Here is an 18,413-nt window from a genome sequence, read left to right as displayed (position 1 = left end):
CAACGTCCCCAGAAAAAACTTCCGCCCCGGGGAGGGGGTGCCCGGGGCGGAAGCCGGCGGTGGGTCGCACCGCCTCAGGGGGAAGTCGCGCGTGACGCCGCGACGGGTCGTCGCAGGGTCAGTGGAAGCTGTGCTCCGGGGCCGGGTAGGCACCGCCCACGACGTCCTCGGCGAAGGCCTTGGCCGCACCGCCGAGGGTCTCGCGCAGCGCCGCGTACTGCTTGACGAAGCGCGGCACCCGGCCGCCGGTCATCCCGGCGAAGTCCGTCCAGACCAGCACCTGGGCGTCGCACTCCACGCCCGCGCCGATGCCGACCGTCGGGATGTGCAGGATCCGGGTGACCTCCGCGGCCAGCTCGGCCGGGACCAGCTCCAGCACGACGGCGAAGGCGCCGGCGTTCTGCACGGCCTTGGCGTCGCGCAGCAGCTGCTGGGCGGCCTCCTCGCCGCGGCCCTGCACCGGGTAGCCGCCGAAGGCGTTGACCGACTGCGGGGTGAGGCCGATGTGGGCCATCACGGGGATGCCGGCCTGGACCAGCAGGTCGATCTGCTGGGCGGAGCGCTCGCCGCCCTCCAGCTTCACGGCGCCCACCCCGGCCTCCTTGACCAGCCGGGTCGCGCTGCGCAGCGCCTGCGTCGGACCCTCCTGGTACGAGCCGAACGGCAGGTCGCCGATGACCATCGCGCGCTTGGTGCCGCGCACCACGGCTGCGGACAGCATCGTCATCTCGTCCAGCGTGACCGGGACGGTGCTCTCGTAGCCGAGGTGACAGTTGCCCATCGAGTCGCCGACCAGCAGCACGGGGATGCCGGCCTCGTCGAAGACCGAGGCGGTCATGGCGTCGTAGGCGGTGAGCATGGGCCACTTCTCGCCGCGCTCCTTGGCGGCGGCGATGTCCCGGACGGTGATCCGCCGTGTCCCCTTGCCGCCGTACAGCGCCTTGCTGCTGTCGGGAGCGGGCTGGGCGGGCGTCTGGGCAGCCGGAACGGCATGCGTCATTGCAACTGCTCCTTGTGTCATCTCGAGGCGCCCTGACGGCGTCCCCGGACCGATTCCATGCTGACACGCGCCGCCGTCCGCGCAAAGGGGGGCGTCCGTCACTCCCCCTTTTGCCGAGGTTTTACAATACGAGACGGTCCCGTATCGGAAATCGGGTCTACGTTGACGGCATGCCCGCCGACACAGCCCAGCCGCAGAGCCCCAGCGTCCCGGAGGCGGTCCACCGCCGCCGCTGGGGGATCCTGACCGTCCTGCTGTTCAGCCTCCTCGTGGTGGTCCTGGACAACTCGATCCTCAACGTCGCGATGAAGACCATCGCCGAGCCCGCCCCGACCGGCCTGGGTGCCACCCAGAGCCAGCTGGAGTGGGCGATCAACTCCTACACGCTGGTCTTCGCCGGTCTGCTGTTCACCGCGGGCCTGCTCGGCGACCGCCTCGGCCGCAAGAAGGTGCTCCTGTTCGGCATGGCCGTCTTCGGCGTCGGATCGGTGCTCTCGGCCTTCGCCGGCTCCTCCGGCGAGCTGATCACCTTCCGCGCGGTCATGGGCTTCGGCGGCGCCTTCGTGATGCCCGCGACGCTCGCCATCATCATCAACGTCTTCGAGCGCGAGGAGCAGCCCAAGGCGATCGGCATCTGGACCGGCGCGGTGGGCCTGGCGATAGCCATCGGCCCGGTCACCGGCGGACTGCTCCTCGACCACTTCTGGTGGGGCTCGGTCTTCCTGGTGAACGTGCCGATCATCGCCGTCGCCCTGGTCGCGATGGTGCTCATCGTCCCCGACTCCCGCGACCCGCGGCCGGGCCGCCTCGACCCCGTCGGCGTGCTGCTGTCCATCGTCGGCCTGGTGCTGCTGGTGTACGGCATCATCAAGGGCGGCCAGCTCGCCGACTTCACCGCCCCCACGCCCCTGACGGCCATCATCGGCGGCCTCGTGGTCCTCGGCGCCTTCGTCTGGCACGAGGCCCGCAGCAGCCACCCCGCCTTCGACGTCTCCTACTTCCGCAACCCGACCTTCTCGGCCTCGGTCTCCGCGATCGGCCTGGTCTTCTTCGCGCTCATGGGCGTGACCTTCTTCATGGTCTTCTACACCCAGAGCGTGCGCGGCTACAGCGCCCTGGACTCCGGCCTGCTGCTGCTCCCGCTCGCCGTCGCCCAGCTCGTCTTCGCACCCCGTGCCCGGCTGGTCGTCGACCGGATCGGCGCCCGCCTCACCTGCGCCGCCGGGCTCGCGCTGATAGCGCTCAGCTTCCTCGGCTTCCAGCTGCTCGACGCCGACACCCCGATCTGGCAGCTGGAGGTGCTGTTCTTCCTCATGGGCACGGCCATGGCCCACGTGATGCCGCCCGCGACCGTCGCCATCATGTCCTCCCTGCCGCGTGAGAAGGCCGGCTCCGGCTCCGCCGTCAACAACACCTTCCGGCAGGTCGGCGGCGCGCTCGGCGTTGCGGTGCTGGGCTCGCTGATGTCGACGGTCTACCGTGACGGCATCGCGGACCACCTGACCGGCCTCCCCGCCGACGTGCAGCACCGGGCCGGCGAGTCCATCGAGGCCACGCGCGCCGTGGCCGAGGGCATGGGTCCCGCGGGCAAGGCGCTGCTCGCCCCGGCCACCGACGCCTTCCTCGACGCCATGCACGTCACCGCCTACGTCGCGAGCGGTGTCGCGCTGCTCGGCATGCTCGTCGTCGTGGTCTTCCTGCCCGGCAAGGCCGCCGGGGGGCGCCCCGCGGGCGGAGAGGAACGCGAGGTCAGCCCGGTGGGGGCGGAGCGGTGACCGGCACCCGGGCGGCGACGGCACCCGGCGGCGACACGGTCCCCGGGTCCGCCGGGCGCCTCCCGCGCGGCCGTCCGCGCAGCGCCGCCGCCGACACCGCGATCATCGAGGCGGTCCTCAGCCTGCTGGAGGAGGGCGCCACGATCGGGGAGCTGTCGATGGAGCGCATCGCCCGCGCCGCCGGCGTCGGCAAGGCCACCGTCTACCGGCGCTGGGCGGGCAAGAACGCGCTGATGCTCGACGTCATGAAGTCCGTCGACGAGCAGACCCCGCGGCTCGCCGGCCGCTCGGTCCGCGACGACCTGGTCACCTGCGTCGAATTCATACGGCGCAGGGCCCTGGTCAAGCGCTCCTCCGCCCTGCTGCGCAACGTCCTCGCCCAGGCCCAGAACGAGCCGGAACTGTGGGCCGCCTACCACGACACCGTCATCGCGGCCCGGCGCGCCCAGGTCCGCGAGGTCCTGGGCCGGGGCATCCGCAGCGGCGAACTCCGCGACGACATCGACCCGGAACTCCTCGGGGACCTCTTCATCGGCCCCATGCTGTCGCGTTCGATGCTGCGGCCGGACGCGGCACTGCCGGAGGGGCTGTCGGAGCTGATCGTCGACTCGGTGCTGCAGGGCGTCCGCGCCGGCCGCTGAACGCCTGGGGGACCAAGGGGGAATGTCCTGGTTCTGTCACAGGGTGCCCTTTCGTCGGGCGGCGGGGGAACCTGTCGCCCGGCGAGTCCCGTCCTCCGGGCGTCGATCGCCTATGGTCGACTGAGCACCTGGCAAGACAGTGAGGACTCCCCCCATGGCTCAGGCGTACGACGCGGACGTGACCACCGACGGCGGTACCAGGCCGCAGGGTTCGGGTGCGAACGGACGTTTCGGACGCTTCCGGCGGTTCTGGTCCTTCGGCGACGGTATGTGGCGGCGGGGGATCGTCACGGCCGTACTGTCCCTCGCCATTGCCGTGGTGATGGCCTTTCACGGCGCGGTGCCCAACCGGATCGGCAACCTGGGCAGCCTGCTGGAGACCTTCCTGCCCTGGCTCGGGCTCGCGCTCCCGGTGCTGCTGGTGGTCGGCGTGCTGCGGCGCTCGGCGACCGCGCTGATCGCCGTCCTGCTGCCGATCGTGGTGTGGCTGCACTTCTTCGGCGGGCTCCTCACGGACAAGGACGCCGGTGAGGGCGACCTCACCGTGCTGACCCACAACGTCAACGCCGACAACCCCGACCCCGCCCGCACCGCGCAGGACCTCATCGGCTCCGGTGCCGACCTCGTCGCGCTGGAGGAGATCCCCGCCGGGAAGGTCTCCGTCTACAAGTCCGGGCTCAAGGACCGCTACCCGTACAGCGCCGTGCTGGGCACCGTCGGGCTGTGGAGCAGGTACCCGCTCAGCCAGGTGCGGCCGGTGGACATCCGGCTCGGCTGGACCCGCGCCCTGCGCGCCACCGCCACCACGCCGCACGGGAAGGTCGCGGTCTACGTCGCGCACCTGCCCTCGGTGCGGGTCAAGTTCAACGCGGGCTTCACCGCCGGCGAGCGCGACCACAGCGCCGACGCGCTCGGCGAGGCCGTCGCGGACGAGGAGCTGCCCGACGTCATCCTCATGGGCGACCTCAACGGCACGATGAACGACCGCGCGCTCGCCAACATCACCTCCCAGATGCGGTCCACGCAGGGCGCCGCGGGCGACGGCTTCGGCTTCAGCTGGCCGGCCGGGTTCCCGACCGCCCGCATCGACCAGATCCTCGTCAGGGGCCTGGAGCCGACCGCCTCCTGGGTGCTGCCGGCGACGGGCAGCGACCACCGGCCGGTGGCGGCGAAGGTAGCACTCCCGTAACGAGTTCTTCGCCCACGGGAAGAACGGGCCGGGCAGACTTTGTTCCGCAGTTAAACTAATGACTGCTCCCGACCCTGCCCCGGAAAGGCCTGTCATGCCTCTCGCCCTGCTCGCACTGGCGATCAGCGCATTCGGCATCGGTACGACGGAGTTCGTGATCATGGGCCTGCTGCCCGACGTCGCGGACGACCTGCACACCTCCATCCCGACCGCCGGCTACCTCGTCTCCGGCTACGCCCTCGGCGTCGTCATCGGCGCCCCGCTCCTGGCCGCGGTCACCACGCGGATGCCGCGCAAGGCCCTGCTCCTGTCCCTCATGGTCCTGTTCACCGTCGGCAACACGCTCTCCGCCCTCGCCCCGAGCTTCGGCTGGCTGCTCGCCGGGCGCGTGCTGTCCGGACTCCCGCACGGCGCCTTCTTCGGCGTCGGCGCGGTCGTCGCCGCGGGCATGGTCGACCCCGCGCGCAAGGCCCGCGCCGTCTCCCTGATGATCGCCGGGCTCACCGTCGCGAACATCGTCGGCGTCCCCGCCGCGACCCTGCTCGGCCAGCACCTCGGCTGGCGCGCCACCTTCCTCGCCGTCGGCATCATCGGCCTGGCCGCCATCGCCGGCATCGCCCTGCTCGTGCCCCGCATCCCCCTCGCCCCGGGCGGCGGACTGCGCCGGGAACTGTCGGCCTTCCGCAGCGGGCAGGTCTGGCTGGCGCTGGGCACCACGATCTTCGGCTTCGCCGCGGTCTTCGCGGTCTACAGCTACGTCACGCCGATGCTCACGCAGGTCGCCGGGTTCGGGGAGAGCAGCGTCACGCTGGTGCTCGCCCTCTTCGGCGTCGGCGCGACGATCGGCAACCTCCTCGGCGGCCGCCTCGCCGACCGCGCCCTGCGACCCGCGCTGCTCGGCGGGCTCGGCGCGCTCGCGGTCGTCCTGCTGCTGTTCACGGTCACCGCGCACGCCCGCTGGAGCGCGGCGCTCACGGTCGTCCTGCTCGGGATCGCGGCGTTCGCGACGGGGTCGCCCATGATGATGCTCGTCATGGAGAAGGCCCGGCACGCCCCCGCGCTGGCCTCCTCCGCGAACCAGGCCGCGTTCAACCTGGCCAACGCGGGCGGTGCCTGGCTCGGCGGGCTCGTCCTCGCGCACGGCCTCGGCTACACCGCCCCGGCGGTGGCGGGCGCGGTGCTGGCGGTCACGGGGCTCGCGATCGCGACGGTCGCGAGCCTGTGGGAGCGGCGCGCGGGTTCCGACGCGGGGTCCTCTTCGTCCCGGGTCGTCGTGTCCGGGCAGCCGCCCGCTGTGCGGGAGCGCGTGCGCTGACCCTGGCCCGTGCCTCGTGTGCGGCGCCGTTGTGGTTGCGGTTGGGGTTTCTCCCCCGCCCGCCCGCCCGATTGCCCGGCGCGGACAGTGACCGCCTCGCTCGGTCGTTGTGGGTCGGTGCCGCGCCGGGGCCCCCAGTCTTCGGCCGGGGGGACCCCCACCTCGGCGTTCGCGGCGCTGGTCTACGTCATTCGGCGCCGCGCGTACCGCTCGTCTCCCCCAGCCCTCGGCCGGGGGGACCCCCATGGGGGCACCCCGCCACACCCCCTCCTGCCGATGCGGCGACTAACGGCCGGTGGTGGTTCAGAAAGGCACCTGCGGCAACCCCGGACCACTTTCCACCCCCCACCGGCCGTCGTGCGCCCCAACCGGCATGAGGGGGTGTGGCGGGGTGCGCCCGGAAACGACGAGCGGCGAACCCGGCGCGGAATGATGTGGGGGTAAACCGCGAGCGCTGTGGGGGTCCCCCCGGCCGAAGGCTGGGGGAGTGCGCCGGCGCGGCCCCGACCCAGGCACACGGTGCGAGGCCCGCACCGACCGCGCCGGGCAATCGGGCGGGTGGTGGGGGATGCCCGCCGCAGGCGCAAACAACCCGCACACAACGACGGGCCGCAACCACAACCCCGGGCACTCGCTATGCGTGCTCGCGCCAGCGGTTCGTGATGGGGAGCCTGCGATCCTTCCCGAACCCCTTCGCGGAGATCTTCGTCCCCGGCGGATACTGCCTCCGCTTGTACTCCGCCGTGTCCACCATCCGCAGCACCTTCGCCACGAGCTCCCCGTCGAACCCGGCGGCGACGATCGCGTCGCGCCCCTTGTCCTGGTCGACGTACATCGCCAGCACCCGGTCCAGGACGTCGTAGTCCGGCAGGGAGTCCGTGTCGACCTGGCCCGGCCGCAGCTCCGCGCTGGGCGGCTTGGAGATGGAGTTCTCGGGGATGGGCGGGGTCTGGCCCCGCTCCGCCGCGGCCTGGTTGCGCCACTGCGCGAGGCGGAAGACGGTCGTCTTGTAGACGTCCTTGATGGGCCCGTACGCGCCGACCGAGTCGCCGTACAGCGTGGAGTAGCCGACCGCGAGCTCGCTCTTGTTGCCCGGGGCGAGGACGATGTGCCCCTCCTGGTTGGAGATGGCCATGAGCATCGTGCCGCGCAGCCGGGACTGCAGGTTCTCCTCCGCCAGTCCGGTCAGCCCCAGGGAGCCCATGTAGGCGTCGAACATCGGGGCGATCGGCACGGTGCGGAAGTTGAGCCCGGTCCTCCGGGCCAGTTCGGCGGCGTCGTCCTTGGAGTGGTCGGAGGAGTACCGCGACGGCATGGAGACGCCGTAGACGTTGGCCGCCCCGACCGCGTCGCAGGCGATGGCCGCGACCAGGGCCGAGTCGATGCCGCCGGAGAGGCCGATCAGCACGGAGCGGAAGCCGTTCTTGGCGACGTAGGCCCGCAGGCCGACGACCAGCGCGGTGTAGACCTCCTCGTCGTCGCCCAGCCGCGGGGCCTCGCCGCCGTGCACCTCGGGCTCGTACGCGGGGAGCGGCTCGGCGGAGAGGGTGACGTGCTCGATCTCCAGGCCGTCGTCGGCGATGCCGCCCGGCACCTTGGTGGCGTCCGCGGCGGGCAGGTCGAGGTCGACCAGGACGCAGCCCTCCTCGAACTGCGGGGCGCGTGCGATCACCTCACCGTCCTCGGAGACGACGATCGAGTCGCCGTCGAAGACGAGCTCGTCCTGCCCGCCGATCATGGCGAGGTAGGCGAGGGTGCAGCCGGCCTCCTGGGCGCGCTTGCGCACCAGGTCCAGGCGGGTGTCGTCCTTGGCGACCTCGTAGGGGGAGGCGTTGACGGAGAGCAGCAGACCGGCGCTGGCGGTGCGGGTGGCGGGCACCCGGCCGCCGTCCTGCCATAGGTCCTCGCAGATGGCGAGGGCGACGTCGACCCCGTGCACCCGGATCACCGGGAGGGTGTCGCCGGGCACGAAGTAGCGGAACTCGTCGAAGACGCCGTAGTTCGGCAGGTGGTGCTTGGCGAACTTCAGCACGACCTTCCCGCCGTGCAGCACGGCGGCGGCGTTGCGCGGTGAGCCGGCCGGCTGGCCGTAGCGGGGCTGGGCCTTCTCGCTGCGGTCGAGGTAGCCGACGACCACCGGCAGCTCTCCGAAGCCCTCGGCCGCCAGGCGCTCGGCGAGGGCCTCCAGGGCGGCACGGCTGGCTTCGACGAAGGAGGAGCGCAGGGCGAGGTCCTCCACGGGGTACCCGGTCAGCGCCATCTCCGGGAAGGCCACGAGGTGGGCTCCCTGTTCGGCCGCGTGCCGGGTCCAGCGCACGACCGACTCCGCGTTCCCGGCGAGGTCGCCGACGGTGGAGTCGATCTGATTCAGGGCGAGGCGAAGTTGAGGCACGCCGCCCAGTGTAATCGTCAAACCGACGCGATGTCGTGGGCGACGCCTGTGGGGTCGCGCACTCGGCCCGGGAAGCCATGGCGGACGGGCCTTTCCGGGGTCGGCCCCCTGTGTCAAGATCGCAAGGGTGCATCACAATGGTGGCGAGGGGTGTCCGGCGGTCCCGGCCGCCGCCGAAACAGACCGGTAACCCCGTGACGTGATACTGGTCTGGCCCTCGCTCGAGCCGGCACGGACAACAGGCCCCCATGACCTGTGAGGTTGGATAGCTATGGATAAGCAGCAGGAGTTCGTGCTCCGTACCCTCGAAGAGCGCGACATCCGATTCGTGCGGCTGTGGTTCACCGACGTGCTGGGCTACCTCAAGTCGGTCGCCGTGGCGCCTGCCGAGCTGGAGCAGGCCTTCGACGAGGGCATCGGCTTCGACGGGTCCGCGATCGAGGGCTTCGCGCGGGTGTACGAGTCGGACATGATCGCCAAGCCCGACCCCGGCACCTTCCAGATCCTCCCGTGGCGCGCCGAGGCCCCCGGCACCGCCCGGATGTTCTGCGACATCCTCATGCCGGACGGCTCCCCGTCGTACGCCGACCCCCGCTTCGTCCTCAAGCGGTCCCTGGCCAAGGCCTCCGACCTCGGGTTCACCTTCTACACGCACCCCGAGATCGAGTTCTTCCTGCTGAAGAACCTGCCGCTGGACGGCAGCGTGCCGGTGCCCGCCGACAACTCGGGCTACTTCGACCACACCCCGCAGAACGTGGGCCAGGACTTCCGCCGCCAGGCCATCACGATGCTGGAGTCGATGGGCATCTCGGTGGAGTTCTCCCACCACGAGGGCGCCCCCGGCCAGCAGGAGATCGACCTGCGCTACGCGGACGCGCTGTCCACCGCCGACAACATCATGACCTTCCGCCTGGTCATGAAGCAGGTCGCGCTGGAGCAGGGCGTGAACGCCACGTTCATGCCCAAGCCCTTCAGCCAGCACCCCGGCTCCGGCATGCACACGCACCTGTCGCTCTTCGAGGGCGACCGCAACGCCTTCCACGAGTCCGGCGCCGAGTACCAGCTGTCGAAGGTCGGCCGCTCCTTCATCGCGGGCCTGCTGCGGCACGCCGACGAGATCTCCGCGGTGACCAACCAGTGGGTCAACTCGTACAAGCGCATCTGGGGTGGCGCCAACCGCACCGCGGGCGCCGGCGGCGAGGCCCCGTCGTACATCTGCTGGGGCCACAACAACCGGTCCGCGCTCATCCGCGTCCCGATGTACAAGCCCGGCAAGACCGGCTCCACCCGGGTCGAGGTCCGCTCCATCGACTCCGGCGCCAACCCCTACCTCACCTACGCCGTCCTCCTGGCCGCCGGCCTCAAGGGCATCGAGGAGGGCTACGAACTCCCGCCCGGCGCCGACGACGACGTGTGGGCCCTCTCCGACGGCGAGCGCCGCGCCCTCGGCATCCAGCCCCTCCCGCAGAACCTCGGTGAGGCCATCTCCCTCATGGAGCGCAGCGAACTGGTCGCCGAGACGCTCGGGGAGCACGTCTTCGACTTCTTCCTGCGCAACAAGAAGCAGGAGTGGGAGGAGTACCGGAGCGAGGTCACGGCGTTCGAGCTCCGCAAGAACCTCCCGAACCTGTAACCGCAGGTCAGCGGGGTACCCCGAGGACGATGCGATCCGGGCCGGCAGCGCGATGCTGTCGGCCCGGAGTCGTCTCAGCTCACTTGGGCCGTCCGTGGGCCGTCCGAGGACGAAGGCGGCGACTGGTATGTGTGCCGGTGGGCCAGCGTCGGAGACTGCGGCATCGGGGTTACCGGGACGACTAGCCGCTCGTCCGAGGCTGGAGAACCCAGAACGTGGAGCCCGGATCCTCATATCACCACAGCCGGATCATCTCCTGACCACCGGAGTCGAGAACGATGTAGTCGGATTCTCCGGGATAGGGAAGCCAAACTGAGATCCCATTCGACCAGTGATAGATCTCGACCGAGGATGCCAGGGCGGAGTCGAACCTCACTGTGATGAAGTCGCCCTCGGTGATCTCGAAAACTTCGCCAATAGGTTCAAAGGTGATTCGTGCGGGTCCATCGGCCGCAGCCAGTTTGATGTCCATCATCGATTGCGCAGCAGTCATCGCAGCTCCAAGCGTCAACGACGTGCATGATCGCATCCATCGTCCGCCGTCGTGGGGTCACCTTCAACGCGATGGCCTCAAGGGTTCGGCGATGGTCGGCCACCGCCGACCGGATCAGCCAACCTCGGTGACCGTAGCGCCCCTAGTTCGCATCGGGCGTGCCACAGCCGTGCCAGGTGAGGCGGTACCGAACGGGGACCCACGCGGAACAGCGGTGACGGGGTCGCTTTGCCGCAGGTCAGCGTCCGCCCAGGTGAGGCAGGGGGCGCAGCCTCAGTCCTCCAAACTGGGGATCTTACGCGAGCGAGCTGTCGGCTATGTGCGGACCCATTCCGCGATTTCCGCGGCACCACTGCGGACGGCCCCATCCGGATCGTCGGCAAGAGCAGCGCACGCAGCCGAAACGGCACGACCCGCTTCACCTGGCGGCCAGGCCACATCGTGCGCGGCAGTCTGCAACCAATCGCCGTGGTTGTCATCAGCGCGAGCGACAGCCCGGGCCACGAGCCGCACCGCGACCAACGGCCCGTGCCTCAGGAGGGCTTCTGCGGTAACCCTGGTCACGAACGTGTTCTCTGGATCGAGCAACAGGCGTTCCAGAACGGCCGCAGCGGACGCCACTCCCGCGTGCGGGGCGAGTCGCGGGCCAGCAGCGGCCCGCACGGACCACGAAGGCGACAGACCGTCTTCGATTGCCTCCGTAAGATCGCCACTGCTTGTGAAACTCGGCATGCCGGCATGTTGCCACGGCAGGCTCAGACCAGCCCAGTCAGCAATACGGATCAGGCACGGCGCAAGCATCGGCTGAGTGTCCAACTGCGCTACAACGACCCCGCACAGGTGCACACAACCACGGACGCCCGCGAACAGTTCGCGCAGGTCACGGTTGGTCCGACCGCAGGTCACGCAGTCGCTCCCATTGCTTCGGGGCGATGATGCGCGTTCGAGTGGCTACGGCTATCTGCGCCGCCACCAGCGTCGACGCGAGCGAGCTATGGAAGCTCGAAGTAGCCGGATTGCCACATCGTGCCCATAGTGCTCAGCCAGTGCGAGTGGCGTGTCTCCGCCGGGGTCTTCCAACTCTGGGTCTGCTCCGAAGGCGAGGAGGATGGCCGTCGTGTGCACCCTCAGCGGCTTCCCGCTCTGCAGCGCGGAATCTCCCTCTACGTCGATTGCGTGGGTGAGGAGCGTCGTGTTGCCAACTACCTCGTTGGGATCGGCCCCCGCACCGAGGAGACGGGCCAGTGTCTCCGCGTCCTCCATCTCGACCGCCTGATGAGCCGGCGTGCTGGTGTTCTCAATCACGATCAGAGTGAATCGATGCCTGTCTGCCGCTGCAAGTCGGTACACCAGTCGCCGTGCCCGTTCCGTGCCCGAGAGGGCGGTAAACCACGGTCAACGGCGGGTCCTGGGGCGAGCTCATTGGTTCGAACCACACCGCCGTTGGCGCCGGTCAGAGCATGACCTGGACCGCAGGGAGCGGTGATTCCCAAGCTCAGAGCAGGCACTCAGGCGTCGGACAGCTTCTTCTCCACCGCGTCGAGGGGCACGTCGATGCGCGTGTCGTCTCCGAAGACCTGCACAACCAGCTGCACGCGAATGCGTTCCCGGTCAATGGCCAGGACCGGACCCGTCGACTGGGCGAAGGGGCCATCAGTCACCAGTACGGTGTCCCCTGCCTGTAGCTCCGGGATGCTCGGCACGGTCACTCCCTGGTGGCGGCGGCGGACCGGTATCGGCTCCCCCTCTTTCGCACGGATGTGGGAGCCGTCCACACACGCCCTGGACCAGTCGAGCTCACTCGCTGCATTCAGCTCGGCGAGCAGAATGCGGTGCAGCCGGTCGAAGACCCCGGCCTGCTGCCACCGCTGCAGACGCCGCCAACAGGTTTGTCCGGAGCCGAATCCCAGCTCCAGGAGCGGCAGTTCCCAGGCTATGTCGGGCTAATAGGATGAGCCATGGCACAAATACTCTGGTCGGGAGTCCGAGAACGTGTAATCGCGGTGGTGGAGAGTGAACGTCGAGCACAAGGCTGGGACTCTTCTCAGCACCCGGTCTTCGATCCTGTCCTGACGGCCGCCGAGATCGTTGAGGTCGAGGCGCAATATGGCGTCGAACTCCCCGACGAGTACCGCACGTTCTTGACGGAGGTCGGCGCCGGCGGACCCGGACCCGCACTCGAACTGGCGTCGTTGCGCCGGGTCGACGGGACATGGGGGTGGGTCTGGGCGGGGTGCGCTCCCATGGTGCTGGACCCGAGCGGGCCGTTCGTCGAGACCGAAGACTGGGCCGACCGCCAGATGGCCACTCTGCGTGCCGCCGGGTACGAGCCCGGCATCCGTGACGATGACGACGACTACCTGGACGATTACCGCAAGGCCTTCGGCGACGCCGGAGAATCGAACTGGTTTGAGGAACGTGTGCGGGGCGCGATCCTGATCAGCGACAACGGATGCGGGATGAGCGGCTGGCTCATCGTCGTCGGCCCGCACCGCGGGGAGCTCCGAGACCGGGACTGCGCGGGCAACCCGCCCTTCGAGCCGTACGTCGACGCGTGTGGAAACCGCCACACCTTCCGCACCTGGTATCTCGAATGGCTTGAGCAACGGGAGAGAGAAGCCCGATGATCTCGGGATGGTCATCCTGACCTATCCTCAGCTCCATCGACCACGACGTGGGTTGCCCACAGACATCGCCGGTGCGGCCGTGACGGATCGCTTGGCCGGGTAACAGCAACGAGCCCCGGCAGTCAGTCACCGGACAAGCCATCCGCCGTGCCCCTGGTGCGCCCGACCAGACGGGGAACCGGGGGCAAGCGGTGCCATCGCGCACGAAGAAGGAGCGCCCCGTGTCTCGGGGCACCCCTTCTGTCCAGCGCCTTCGCCGGCCTGTGCGCAGAGTGTGGGATGTGAACCCCCGGGGACGTCGCTGCCACGACGGTTTTCAAGATCCTGTATTAGCTCTGGACCGGAGCCCGACGTTCGTATCCGAGGATGCCGCGGACCCAACGATCGAAGCACTCGGCTTCGGCCCGTTGGTCACCATCGACGGTCAGCCACTCATGGGCCGCCATGGCCATGTGTGCCTCAGCTCGATCCGTTTCCGTGGGCCGGAGCTCGACCCAATCTGTCAGCGCGCCCCAGATGAGATGCAGCGAAATACGCGCTTCGTCTCCGTCAGGCCCAGGCCACTTTGCAGTCCCTCGAACACGAGCAAGGTGCCGTCCGGCTCGAACCGCAGCACGCGGGGCCCGGCAGCTTCCTGGGCTGAGTCCGGTTCAGGATGAAGCTCGCCATAGCGCTGATGGTAGAGATCGATCGCTTCACGGAGCGAGCATCCTCGTGACTCACGAATCGTCTTCACGGCGAGTATGGTGCGCCCCTCCAGAATGTCGCGGTCTACGCTCGCCGGCAGTCCGGTCATGGGTCCTCCCCAGAAGTCGCTGTACAGCGACGGAGTACAGCAACCGGGGAGACCTCAGTCAACCGAGTAAGACCCCTGTCGCGAGATTTGCGACGTGTGCCCGTATGGCTCGAGCGGAACCTCGCCCCGCTTGACCGAGTGCTCCTCGTTCACGGCGCCTCCTCATCTGCGGGTGAGCCGAGATGGTAACGGGCCGGCAGAGCAAGGCAGGAGGAGCCCGAGACAGCGTGTCGGAGAACGCGACTGTGCAGGCCAGCCGCCTACTGCGGGCGAACGAGCGGGGCTCCTTCTAAGCGCTTGGCAGCGATTTTGATCACGAACGATCAAGACCCAGCGCGTCTGGAAGCCCCCGGATCCATGTGGCTCGGTCCGGCTCGTCCCGGGCCGCGCGCTCCAGCGCCTCAAGGAACCGCCGGCGCTCACCGGAGCCCATCCCGCCCAGCTCCGAGGCGATCCCCTCCAGGGCACTCAACGCCATGTGCGAGTCGTGCCCTACCTGAGCAAGATCATCCAAGGTGGCCATCGCCGTCAAAAGAGCCTTGACCACTTCGTCTCCCTGAACCACGACTCACCCATCTTCGACACGGTTGATCAGGGAGGATGTTGTCACCCAAGGAGGTGGCCAGGGACCCGGCGATGCGATCCGGCCCGGCGTCGTCTCGCCGCCTGCTCGGTACAGTACGAGCGGCCGGCACCTGGGAGGGACTGTGAACGCCGAACAAAGTGACCGCATTTGGCGCATGGCCATCGACGCGGCGCGGCGTGGACACCTCGACAGCCTGCGCACGAGTGTTGAGACCAAGCTCTTCGATCGCAATCGCCCCGATCATCGGGGTATGACGCTCTTGCACCACGCCGTTGCAGCCGAGATTGAACGGGCCTGGTCCGAGCGCAGGGGCCGGGCGTACGTCGACTGCGTCGCTTACCTGCTCATCGCCGACGTGGATTTCACCGTTCGTGATGAGGAGGGCCGCACAGCCGAGGACATTGCTTCGATGAACGGCCACTGGCTGGCAGAGGGGCTGCTACGCGCGTGGGCGCGACTCCACGGCGCCGGACTGCCGTCCGAGACCTCGTAGAGGTGACCCGGGCCGTCACCGGCCCATCCGCAGGGACCCATCCGGGAAGCTCACTGCCGTCGATCCGTACGGGGGTCGCGCGGCCGGGCCGCGCACGGCACGGTGCGGCCATCGCGCTGTGTACGTCGGGGCAGCCGGGTGAGGAGGACACTGATCCCATGGCCCTACCCAAAACGCATCATTGCTCTTCCTGCTCGGACGGTGGCGCGCAGGAAGAGGTCATCCACGAAGACCTCGTCGTCGGAGCGCCGCTGTCCATGGAGGATCTCACCGAGGCGCAGCGCTTGGACCGGTTCGCCCGCAAGTACGCGCACGATGGTTGCCAGGTCAGAGAGGTCCGACGAGTCCCGCACGACTGCTTGAGCGGCTACGCGTGGTCCGTCCGCTTCGTCGAGAGTTCCTGACCACAGCCCGTTGGCGGGGCCCGCCGGGCTGCCGGCGGTCACTGATGACACAGGCGTGCCGCAAGCGCCGCAGCCGGGCAGGGGGCGAGACGCCTCACCCCCTGCCCGGCTTCCGTGCGGTCGTGCCTCAGCTCGCCCGGCCCTGGCCCGTGGTCATGACCAGCCGGCCGGTCAGGAGATCAAGAACTTCTCCCAATCTCCGACGGAGGTGGAGCGTGCCCGGAGCATGCCGTAGCCGGAGCCCGTGTAGGCCAGCTCGGAGGTCACGTACTTGCCGTTGGCGAGGGACTTGAGGGTGCAGTAGTCGGTGCAGCGGACGTCGAACTTCTCCCACGCTCCGACGCTGCCCGAACGCGCCCGGAGCATGCCGGCGTCGGCGCCCGTGTAGTTCTGCTCGGCGCTCACCCAGCCCTTGGCGCTGTAGGAATAGAGGGTGTAGAACCCGTTTCCCGGGCAGATGGAGAACTTCTCCCAGTCGCCGGCGGAGGTCGACCGAGCGCGGAGCATTCCGGAGACGTATCCGGTGTAGTCGACCTCGGCGGAGACGAAGCGATTGCTGGCCTTGGACTTGAGCTTGATGTCCGCACAGTGGTCGTCGCCGAGATCCCAGTCGGGGAGGGCCGCGGCCTTGGCGACCGCCTGAGCGGGGGTGGGGGTGTGGATCGTGTCGGCGATCGCGGACGGCGTCGCGGTCAGCACGACCGCCCCCACCGCCACGGCCATGCCGATCTTGCCGAAGATGCTCTTGAGGTTCACGTTCCTGCTTCCTGCGATCTTTCTCTGATCTTTGTGTGATGACCTGCCGCGGCCTGCCGAGAACCGGTGGCCGCGGACGGCCGAGCGCCGGACGCCTGGACTTCGGTGCGCACCGTACGGTCCGGCGTCCGGCGTATGGCTGGGACGTTGCTGATGTCGGCATAAGCCAACCTTGTGGGCATTGACGCCTCATCGACAGGCCGTTGAAGAACGATTGACGCGTCCGGGCGATCGGCGTCAGACCGGCGGTCCCGGCTTCGCGTCACCGGTCATGCCGATGCCGCCACGGGCGGAGCTCGGAACGCCCGAGCCAGGCGACCGGCTCAGGAGCGCGACTCTCCAGGCCGGGCATCGCCTTCCCGGATTTCTCTGACTACTATCAGAGAATGGAACGGGAGCAGGTCGATGCGGTGCGCAGGTTCAACCGCGCGGTCACGCAGCGCGTCGGTGCCCTGGATGACGAGTACCTGTCGCGGGACCGCTCACTCGGCCTGTCGCGGCTGCTCTGGGAGGTCGAGCCCGAGGGATCCGAGGTGCGCGTCCTGCGTTCACGGCTGGGTCTGGACTCCGGGTACCTGAGCCGGCAGCTGCGGCGGCTGGAGTCGGACGGCCTGGTGACCACGGACCCGGACCCGGATGACGGACGGGTGCGGAAGGTGCGTCTGACCGGGACCGGCGTTGCGGAGCGGGCGGTGCTGGACCGCGCGTCGGACGAACTCGCGGAGTCGATCCTCGATCCGCTGACCGACGGTCAGCGGGGGCGCTTGGTGGCGGCGATGACGGAGGTCGGGCGGCTGTTGCTGGCCTCCCAGGTGCGGATCGGGATCACGGACCCGCGCGAGCCCGACGCCCGTTACTGCCTGCGCTCCTACTTCGAGGAGTTGGGACGGCGGTTCGACACCGGCTTCGACCCCGCCCAGAGCCTCTCCGCGAGCGACGAGGAGATGACGCTGCCGGACGGATTGCTCCTGGTGGCGAGCGCGCAGGGCTCCCCGGTGGGGTGCGGGGCGCTCAAGCTGCACCCCGAGACGCGGATCGCGGAGGTGAAGCGGATGTGGGCGTCCCCGGACGTTCGCGGCCTCGGCCTGGGCCGTCGCATCCTCGAGCGACTCGCGGACGAGGCGGTCCTCCGCGGGATGCGGACGCTGCGACTGGAGACGAACCGCACGCTCGCGGAGGCCAGACGCCTCTATGAGACCGCCGGATTCGTGGAAGTCGAGGCGTTCAGCACCGAGCCGTACGCGCACCACTGGTTCGAGCGGAACCTCGAAGGCTGACACGACTGCTCCGCCCGGGCGTGACCACGGCCGTACCCGCCGCCGTTGAAGTCGGCGCGCACGCTGCCGGGGGCGGTGACCTACTCGACCGCCGAGCCCCCGTTTCCGTGCCGCGCGAAGTGGTCCGTCAGCGCGTCGAGGACGGCCCGGACCGCCGGGGAGGTCCAGCGGCCGCGCCGGCGGACGAGCTGGACGGGCACGTCGGGGAGGCCGGGCCCGGGGACGGCGGTCAGGGTGCCCTGGCGCAGGGCGGTGCGGACGGTGGCGCGGGGGAGGACGCCGAGCCCGAGGCCAGCGGCCACGCAGGTGCGGGCGGCCTCGCTGCTGCCGAACCGGGTCAGCCGTGGCCGGGCGTCGCGGACGCCGAGGAGTTCGCGCGCGACGCGGTCGCTGTAGGAGCAGCCCTCCTCGTGGAGGAAGAAGGTCTCCCGGGCGAGTTCCGCCCAGGTGACGGGCCGGTCGAGCGCGGCCAGCGGGTGACCGGGGGCGGCGATGAGGACCAGCGGTTCGGCGGCGAGCGGGTGGGCGGTCATGTCGGGCAGGGCGACCTGGTCCTCCAGCAGCAGGGCGACGTCGAGCCGCCCGGCCCGCAGTCCCTCCACGGCCGCGTCGCTGCCCGCCGGGTGGAGGTGGACGTCGATGCCGGGGTGGGTGCGGCGCAGGGCGGCGACGATCCGGGGCACGTGCGTCGAGCAGAGCGTGTCCCCGGCGCCGAGGACGACGGTCCCGCCGGACCGGGCGTCCCCGGCCGCCGTGCCGCGCAGGCGCGTCTCCGCTTCGAGGACGCCCTCGGCCTCCGTCATCAGGCGCCGTCCGGCCCCGGTGAGCTGTGCGCCGCGCGGCATGCGGTCGAAGAGCCGTACGCCCAGCTCCTTCTCCAGGGACTTGATCTGCGCCGTCACGGTGGACTGCGACAGGTGCAGTTCGGCGGCCGCGCCGGTGAAGTTCCCCGTCCTCGCCAGGGTGAGGAAGGTGGTGAGCAGTCGGGTGTCCACGGCTCGACCGTAACCGCTGCGATCGGCTCCATCAATCGCGG

At 69.7% G+C, this 18,413-nt stretch carries 17 protein-coding genes and 1 pseudogene; 9 read left to right on the top strand and 9 right to left on the bottom strand.

The window, feature by feature from the left end; translation table 11 throughout:
* Positions 1–118: 118 nt before the first annotated feature.
* Positions 119–1,000 (bottom strand): 3-methyl-2-oxobutanoate hydroxymethyltransferase, encoded by an 882-nt coding sequence (gene panB / locus AC1VWI_RS15145; RefSeq protein ID WP_431961130.1) that lies wholly within the window; start codon positions 998–1,000, stop codon positions 119–121.
* Between the two features lie 170 nt (positions 1,001–1,170).
* On the opposite strand from panB, the gene AC1VWI_RS15140 reads away from it, so the two are divergent.
* The 4 genes from AC1VWI_RS15140 (at position 1,171) to AC1VWI_RS15125 (ending at position 5,920) form a co-directional block, all read left to right on the top strand.
* Positions 1,171–2,775, top strand: coding sequence for a DHA2 family efflux MFS transporter permease subunit (locus AC1VWI_RS15140; RefSeq protein ID WP_499511530.1), 1,605 nt, complete (start codon positions 1,171–1,173; stop codon positions 2,773–2,775).
* A complete protein-coding gene (locus AC1VWI_RS15135) occupies positions 2,772–3,416 on the top strand; it encodes a TetR/AcrR family transcriptional regulator (RefSeq protein WP_499511529.1) in 645 nt (214 codons plus the stop codon). Before AC1VWI_RS15140 ends, AC1VWI_RS15135 begins: the two co-directional genes overlap by 4 nt.
* A gap of 268 nt (positions 3,417–3,684) precedes the next feature.
* Positions 3,685–4,605 carry an endonuclease/exonuclease/phosphatase family protein gene (locus tag AC1VWI_RS15130; protein ID WP_499516813.1) on the top strand — a complete coding sequence of 307 codons (921 nt, stop codon included), beginning with the start codon at positions 3,685–3,687 and terminating at the stop codon, positions 4,603–4,605.
* A gap of 94 nt (positions 4,606–4,699) precedes the next feature.
* Complete coding sequence (locus tag AC1VWI_RS15125) at positions 4,700–5,920, top strand: MFS transporter (protein WP_499511528.1); 1,221 nt, start codon at positions 4,700–4,702, stop codon at positions 5,918–5,920.
* 634 nt (positions 5,921–6,554) lie between these two features.
* Here AC1VWI_RS15125 and AC1VWI_RS15120 read toward each other — a convergent pair.
* The gene (locus AC1VWI_RS15120; protein ID WP_499511527.1) at positions 6,555–8,312 is read right to left on the bottom strand and encodes an NAD+ synthase; all 1,758 of its coding nucleotides are present in this window, start codon (positions 8,310–8,312) and stop codon (positions 6,555–6,557) included.
* Between the two features lie 271 nt (positions 8,313–8,583).
* Between AC1VWI_RS15120 and AC1VWI_RS15115 the strand changes: the two genes are divergently transcribed.
* A complete protein-coding gene (locus tag AC1VWI_RS15115) occupies positions 8,584–9,945 on the top strand; it encodes a glutamine synthetase family protein (protein WP_499511526.1) in 1,362 nt (453 codons plus the stop codon).
* A gap of 235 nt (positions 9,946–10,180) precedes the next feature.
* Here AC1VWI_RS15115 and AC1VWI_RS15110 read toward each other — a convergent pair whose 3' ends face one another.
* The 3 genes and pseudogenes from AC1VWI_RS15110 to AC1VWI_RS15100 all read right to left on the bottom strand — a co-directional run.
* A complete protein-coding gene (locus AC1VWI_RS15110; protein ID WP_499511525.1) occupies positions 10,181–10,438 on the bottom strand; it encodes a hypothetical protein in 258 nt (85 codons plus the stop codon).
* A gap of 1,508 nt (positions 10,439–11,946) precedes the next feature.
* Positions 11,947–12,141: a KOW motif-containing protein gene (locus AC1VWI_RS15105; protein ID WP_499511524.1), complete on the bottom strand. Its 195-nt coding sequence runs from the start codon at positions 12,139–12,141 to the stop codon at positions 11,947–11,949.
* Between the two features lie 6 nt (positions 12,142–12,147).
* Positions 12,148–12,351: pseudogene (locus tag AC1VWI_RS15100) on the bottom strand (IS5/IS1182 family transposase); the annotation flags it as partial.
* Positions 12,352–12,444: 93 nt separating this feature from the next.
* On the opposite strand from AC1VWI_RS15100, the gene AC1VWI_RS15095 reads away from it, so the two are divergent.
* Positions 12,445–13,065: an SMI1/KNR4 family protein gene (locus AC1VWI_RS15095; RefSeq protein WP_499511523.1), complete on the top strand. Its 621-nt coding sequence runs from the start codon at positions 12,445–12,447 to the stop codon at positions 13,063–13,065.
* A gap of 502 nt (positions 13,066–13,567) precedes the next feature.
* Here AC1VWI_RS15095 and AC1VWI_RS15090 read toward each other — a convergent pair.
* Positions 13,568–13,861, bottom strand: coding sequence for a hypothetical protein (locus AC1VWI_RS15090; protein WP_499511522.1), 294 nt, complete (start codon positions 13,859–13,861; stop codon positions 13,568–13,570).
* 313 nt (positions 13,862–14,174) lie between these two features.
* Positions 14,175–14,426: a hypothetical protein gene (locus AC1VWI_RS15085; protein WP_499511521.1), complete on the bottom strand. Its 252-nt coding sequence runs from the start codon at positions 14,424–14,426 to the stop codon at positions 14,175–14,177.
* Positions 14,427–14,568: 142 nt separating this feature from the next.
* On the opposite strand from AC1VWI_RS15085, the gene AC1VWI_RS15080 reads away from it, so the two are divergent.
* Both AC1VWI_RS15080 and AC1VWI_RS15075 read left to right on the top strand, forming a co-directional pair.
* Positions 14,569–14,940, top strand: a complete 372-nt coding sequence (locus AC1VWI_RS15080) for an ankyrin repeat domain-containing protein (protein ID WP_499511520.1) — start codon at positions 14,569–14,571, stop codon at positions 14,938–14,940.
* Positions 14,941–15,098: 158 nt separating this feature from the next.
* The gene (locus tag AC1VWI_RS15075) at positions 15,099–15,344 is read left to right on the top strand and encodes a hypothetical protein (RefSeq protein ID WP_499511519.1); all 246 of its coding nucleotides are present in this window, start codon (positions 15,099–15,101) and stop codon (positions 15,342–15,344) included.
* 171 nt (positions 15,345–15,515) lie between these two features.
* On the opposite strand, the gene AC1VWI_RS15070 is transcribed toward AC1VWI_RS15075, so the two are convergent.
* A complete protein-coding gene (locus AC1VWI_RS15070; protein WP_499511518.1) occupies positions 15,516–16,100 on the bottom strand; it encodes a fascin domain-containing protein in 585 nt (194 codons plus the stop codon).
* Positions 16,101–16,486: 386 nt separating this feature from the next.
* On the opposite strand from AC1VWI_RS15070, the gene AC1VWI_RS15065 reads away from it, so the two are divergent.
* Positions 16,487–17,377: a bifunctional helix-turn-helix transcriptional regulator/GNAT family N-acetyltransferase gene (locus AC1VWI_RS15065; protein WP_499511517.1), complete on the top strand. Its 891-nt coding sequence runs from the start codon at positions 16,487–16,489 to the stop codon at positions 17,375–17,377.
* Between the two features lie 80 nt (positions 17,378–17,457).
* On the opposite strand, the gene AC1VWI_RS15060 is transcribed toward AC1VWI_RS15065, so the two are convergent.
* Positions 17,458–18,372: a LysR family transcriptional regulator gene (locus AC1VWI_RS15060; protein WP_499511516.1), complete on the bottom strand. Its 915-nt coding sequence runs from the start codon at positions 18,370–18,372 to the stop codon at positions 17,458–17,460.
* Positions 18,373–18,413 lie beyond the last annotated feature (41 nt).

The sequence above is a fragment of the Streptomyces sp. TOM-9 genome, assembly GCF_056858595.1.
Note: the sequence above shows the minus strand (reverse complement) of the source record. Positions and strands in the feature narration are given on the sequence as shown.

Coding starts and splice junctions, on each gene's coding strand:
- AC1VWI_RS15110 (WP_499511525.1), bottom strand. CDS start 10,438: ATGACTGCTGCGCAATCGATGATGGACATCAAACTGGCTGCGGCCGAT.
- AC1VWI_RS15065 (WP_499511517.1), top strand. CDS start 16,487: ATGGAACGGGAGCAGGTCGATGCGGTGCGCAGGTTCAACCGCGCGGTC.
- panB (WP_431961130.1), bottom strand. CDS start 1,000: ATGACGCATGCCGTTCCGGCTGCCCAGACGCCCGCCCAGCCCGCTCCC.
- AC1VWI_RS15125 (WP_499511528.1), top strand. CDS start 4,700: ATGCCTCTCGCCCTGCTCGCACTGGCGATCAGCGCATTCGGCATCGGT.
- AC1VWI_RS15075 (WP_499511519.1), top strand. CDS start 15,099: ATGGCCCTACCCAAAACGCATCATTGCTCTTCCTGCTCGGACGGTGGC.
- AC1VWI_RS15140 (WP_499511530.1), top strand. CDS start 1,171: ATGCCCGCCGACACAGCCCAGCCGCAGAGCCCCAGCGTCCCGGAGGCG.
- AC1VWI_RS15130 (WP_499516813.1), top strand. CDS start 3,685: ATGTGGCGGCGGGGGATCGTCACGGCCGTACTGTCCCTCGCCATTGCC.
- AC1VWI_RS15115 (WP_499511526.1), top strand. CDS start 8,584: ATGGATAAGCAGCAGGAGTTCGTGCTCCGTACCCTCGAAGAGCGCGAC.
- AC1VWI_RS15090 (WP_499511522.1), bottom strand. CDS start 13,861: ATGACCGGACTGCCGGCGAGCGTAGACCGCGACATTCTGGAGGGGCGC.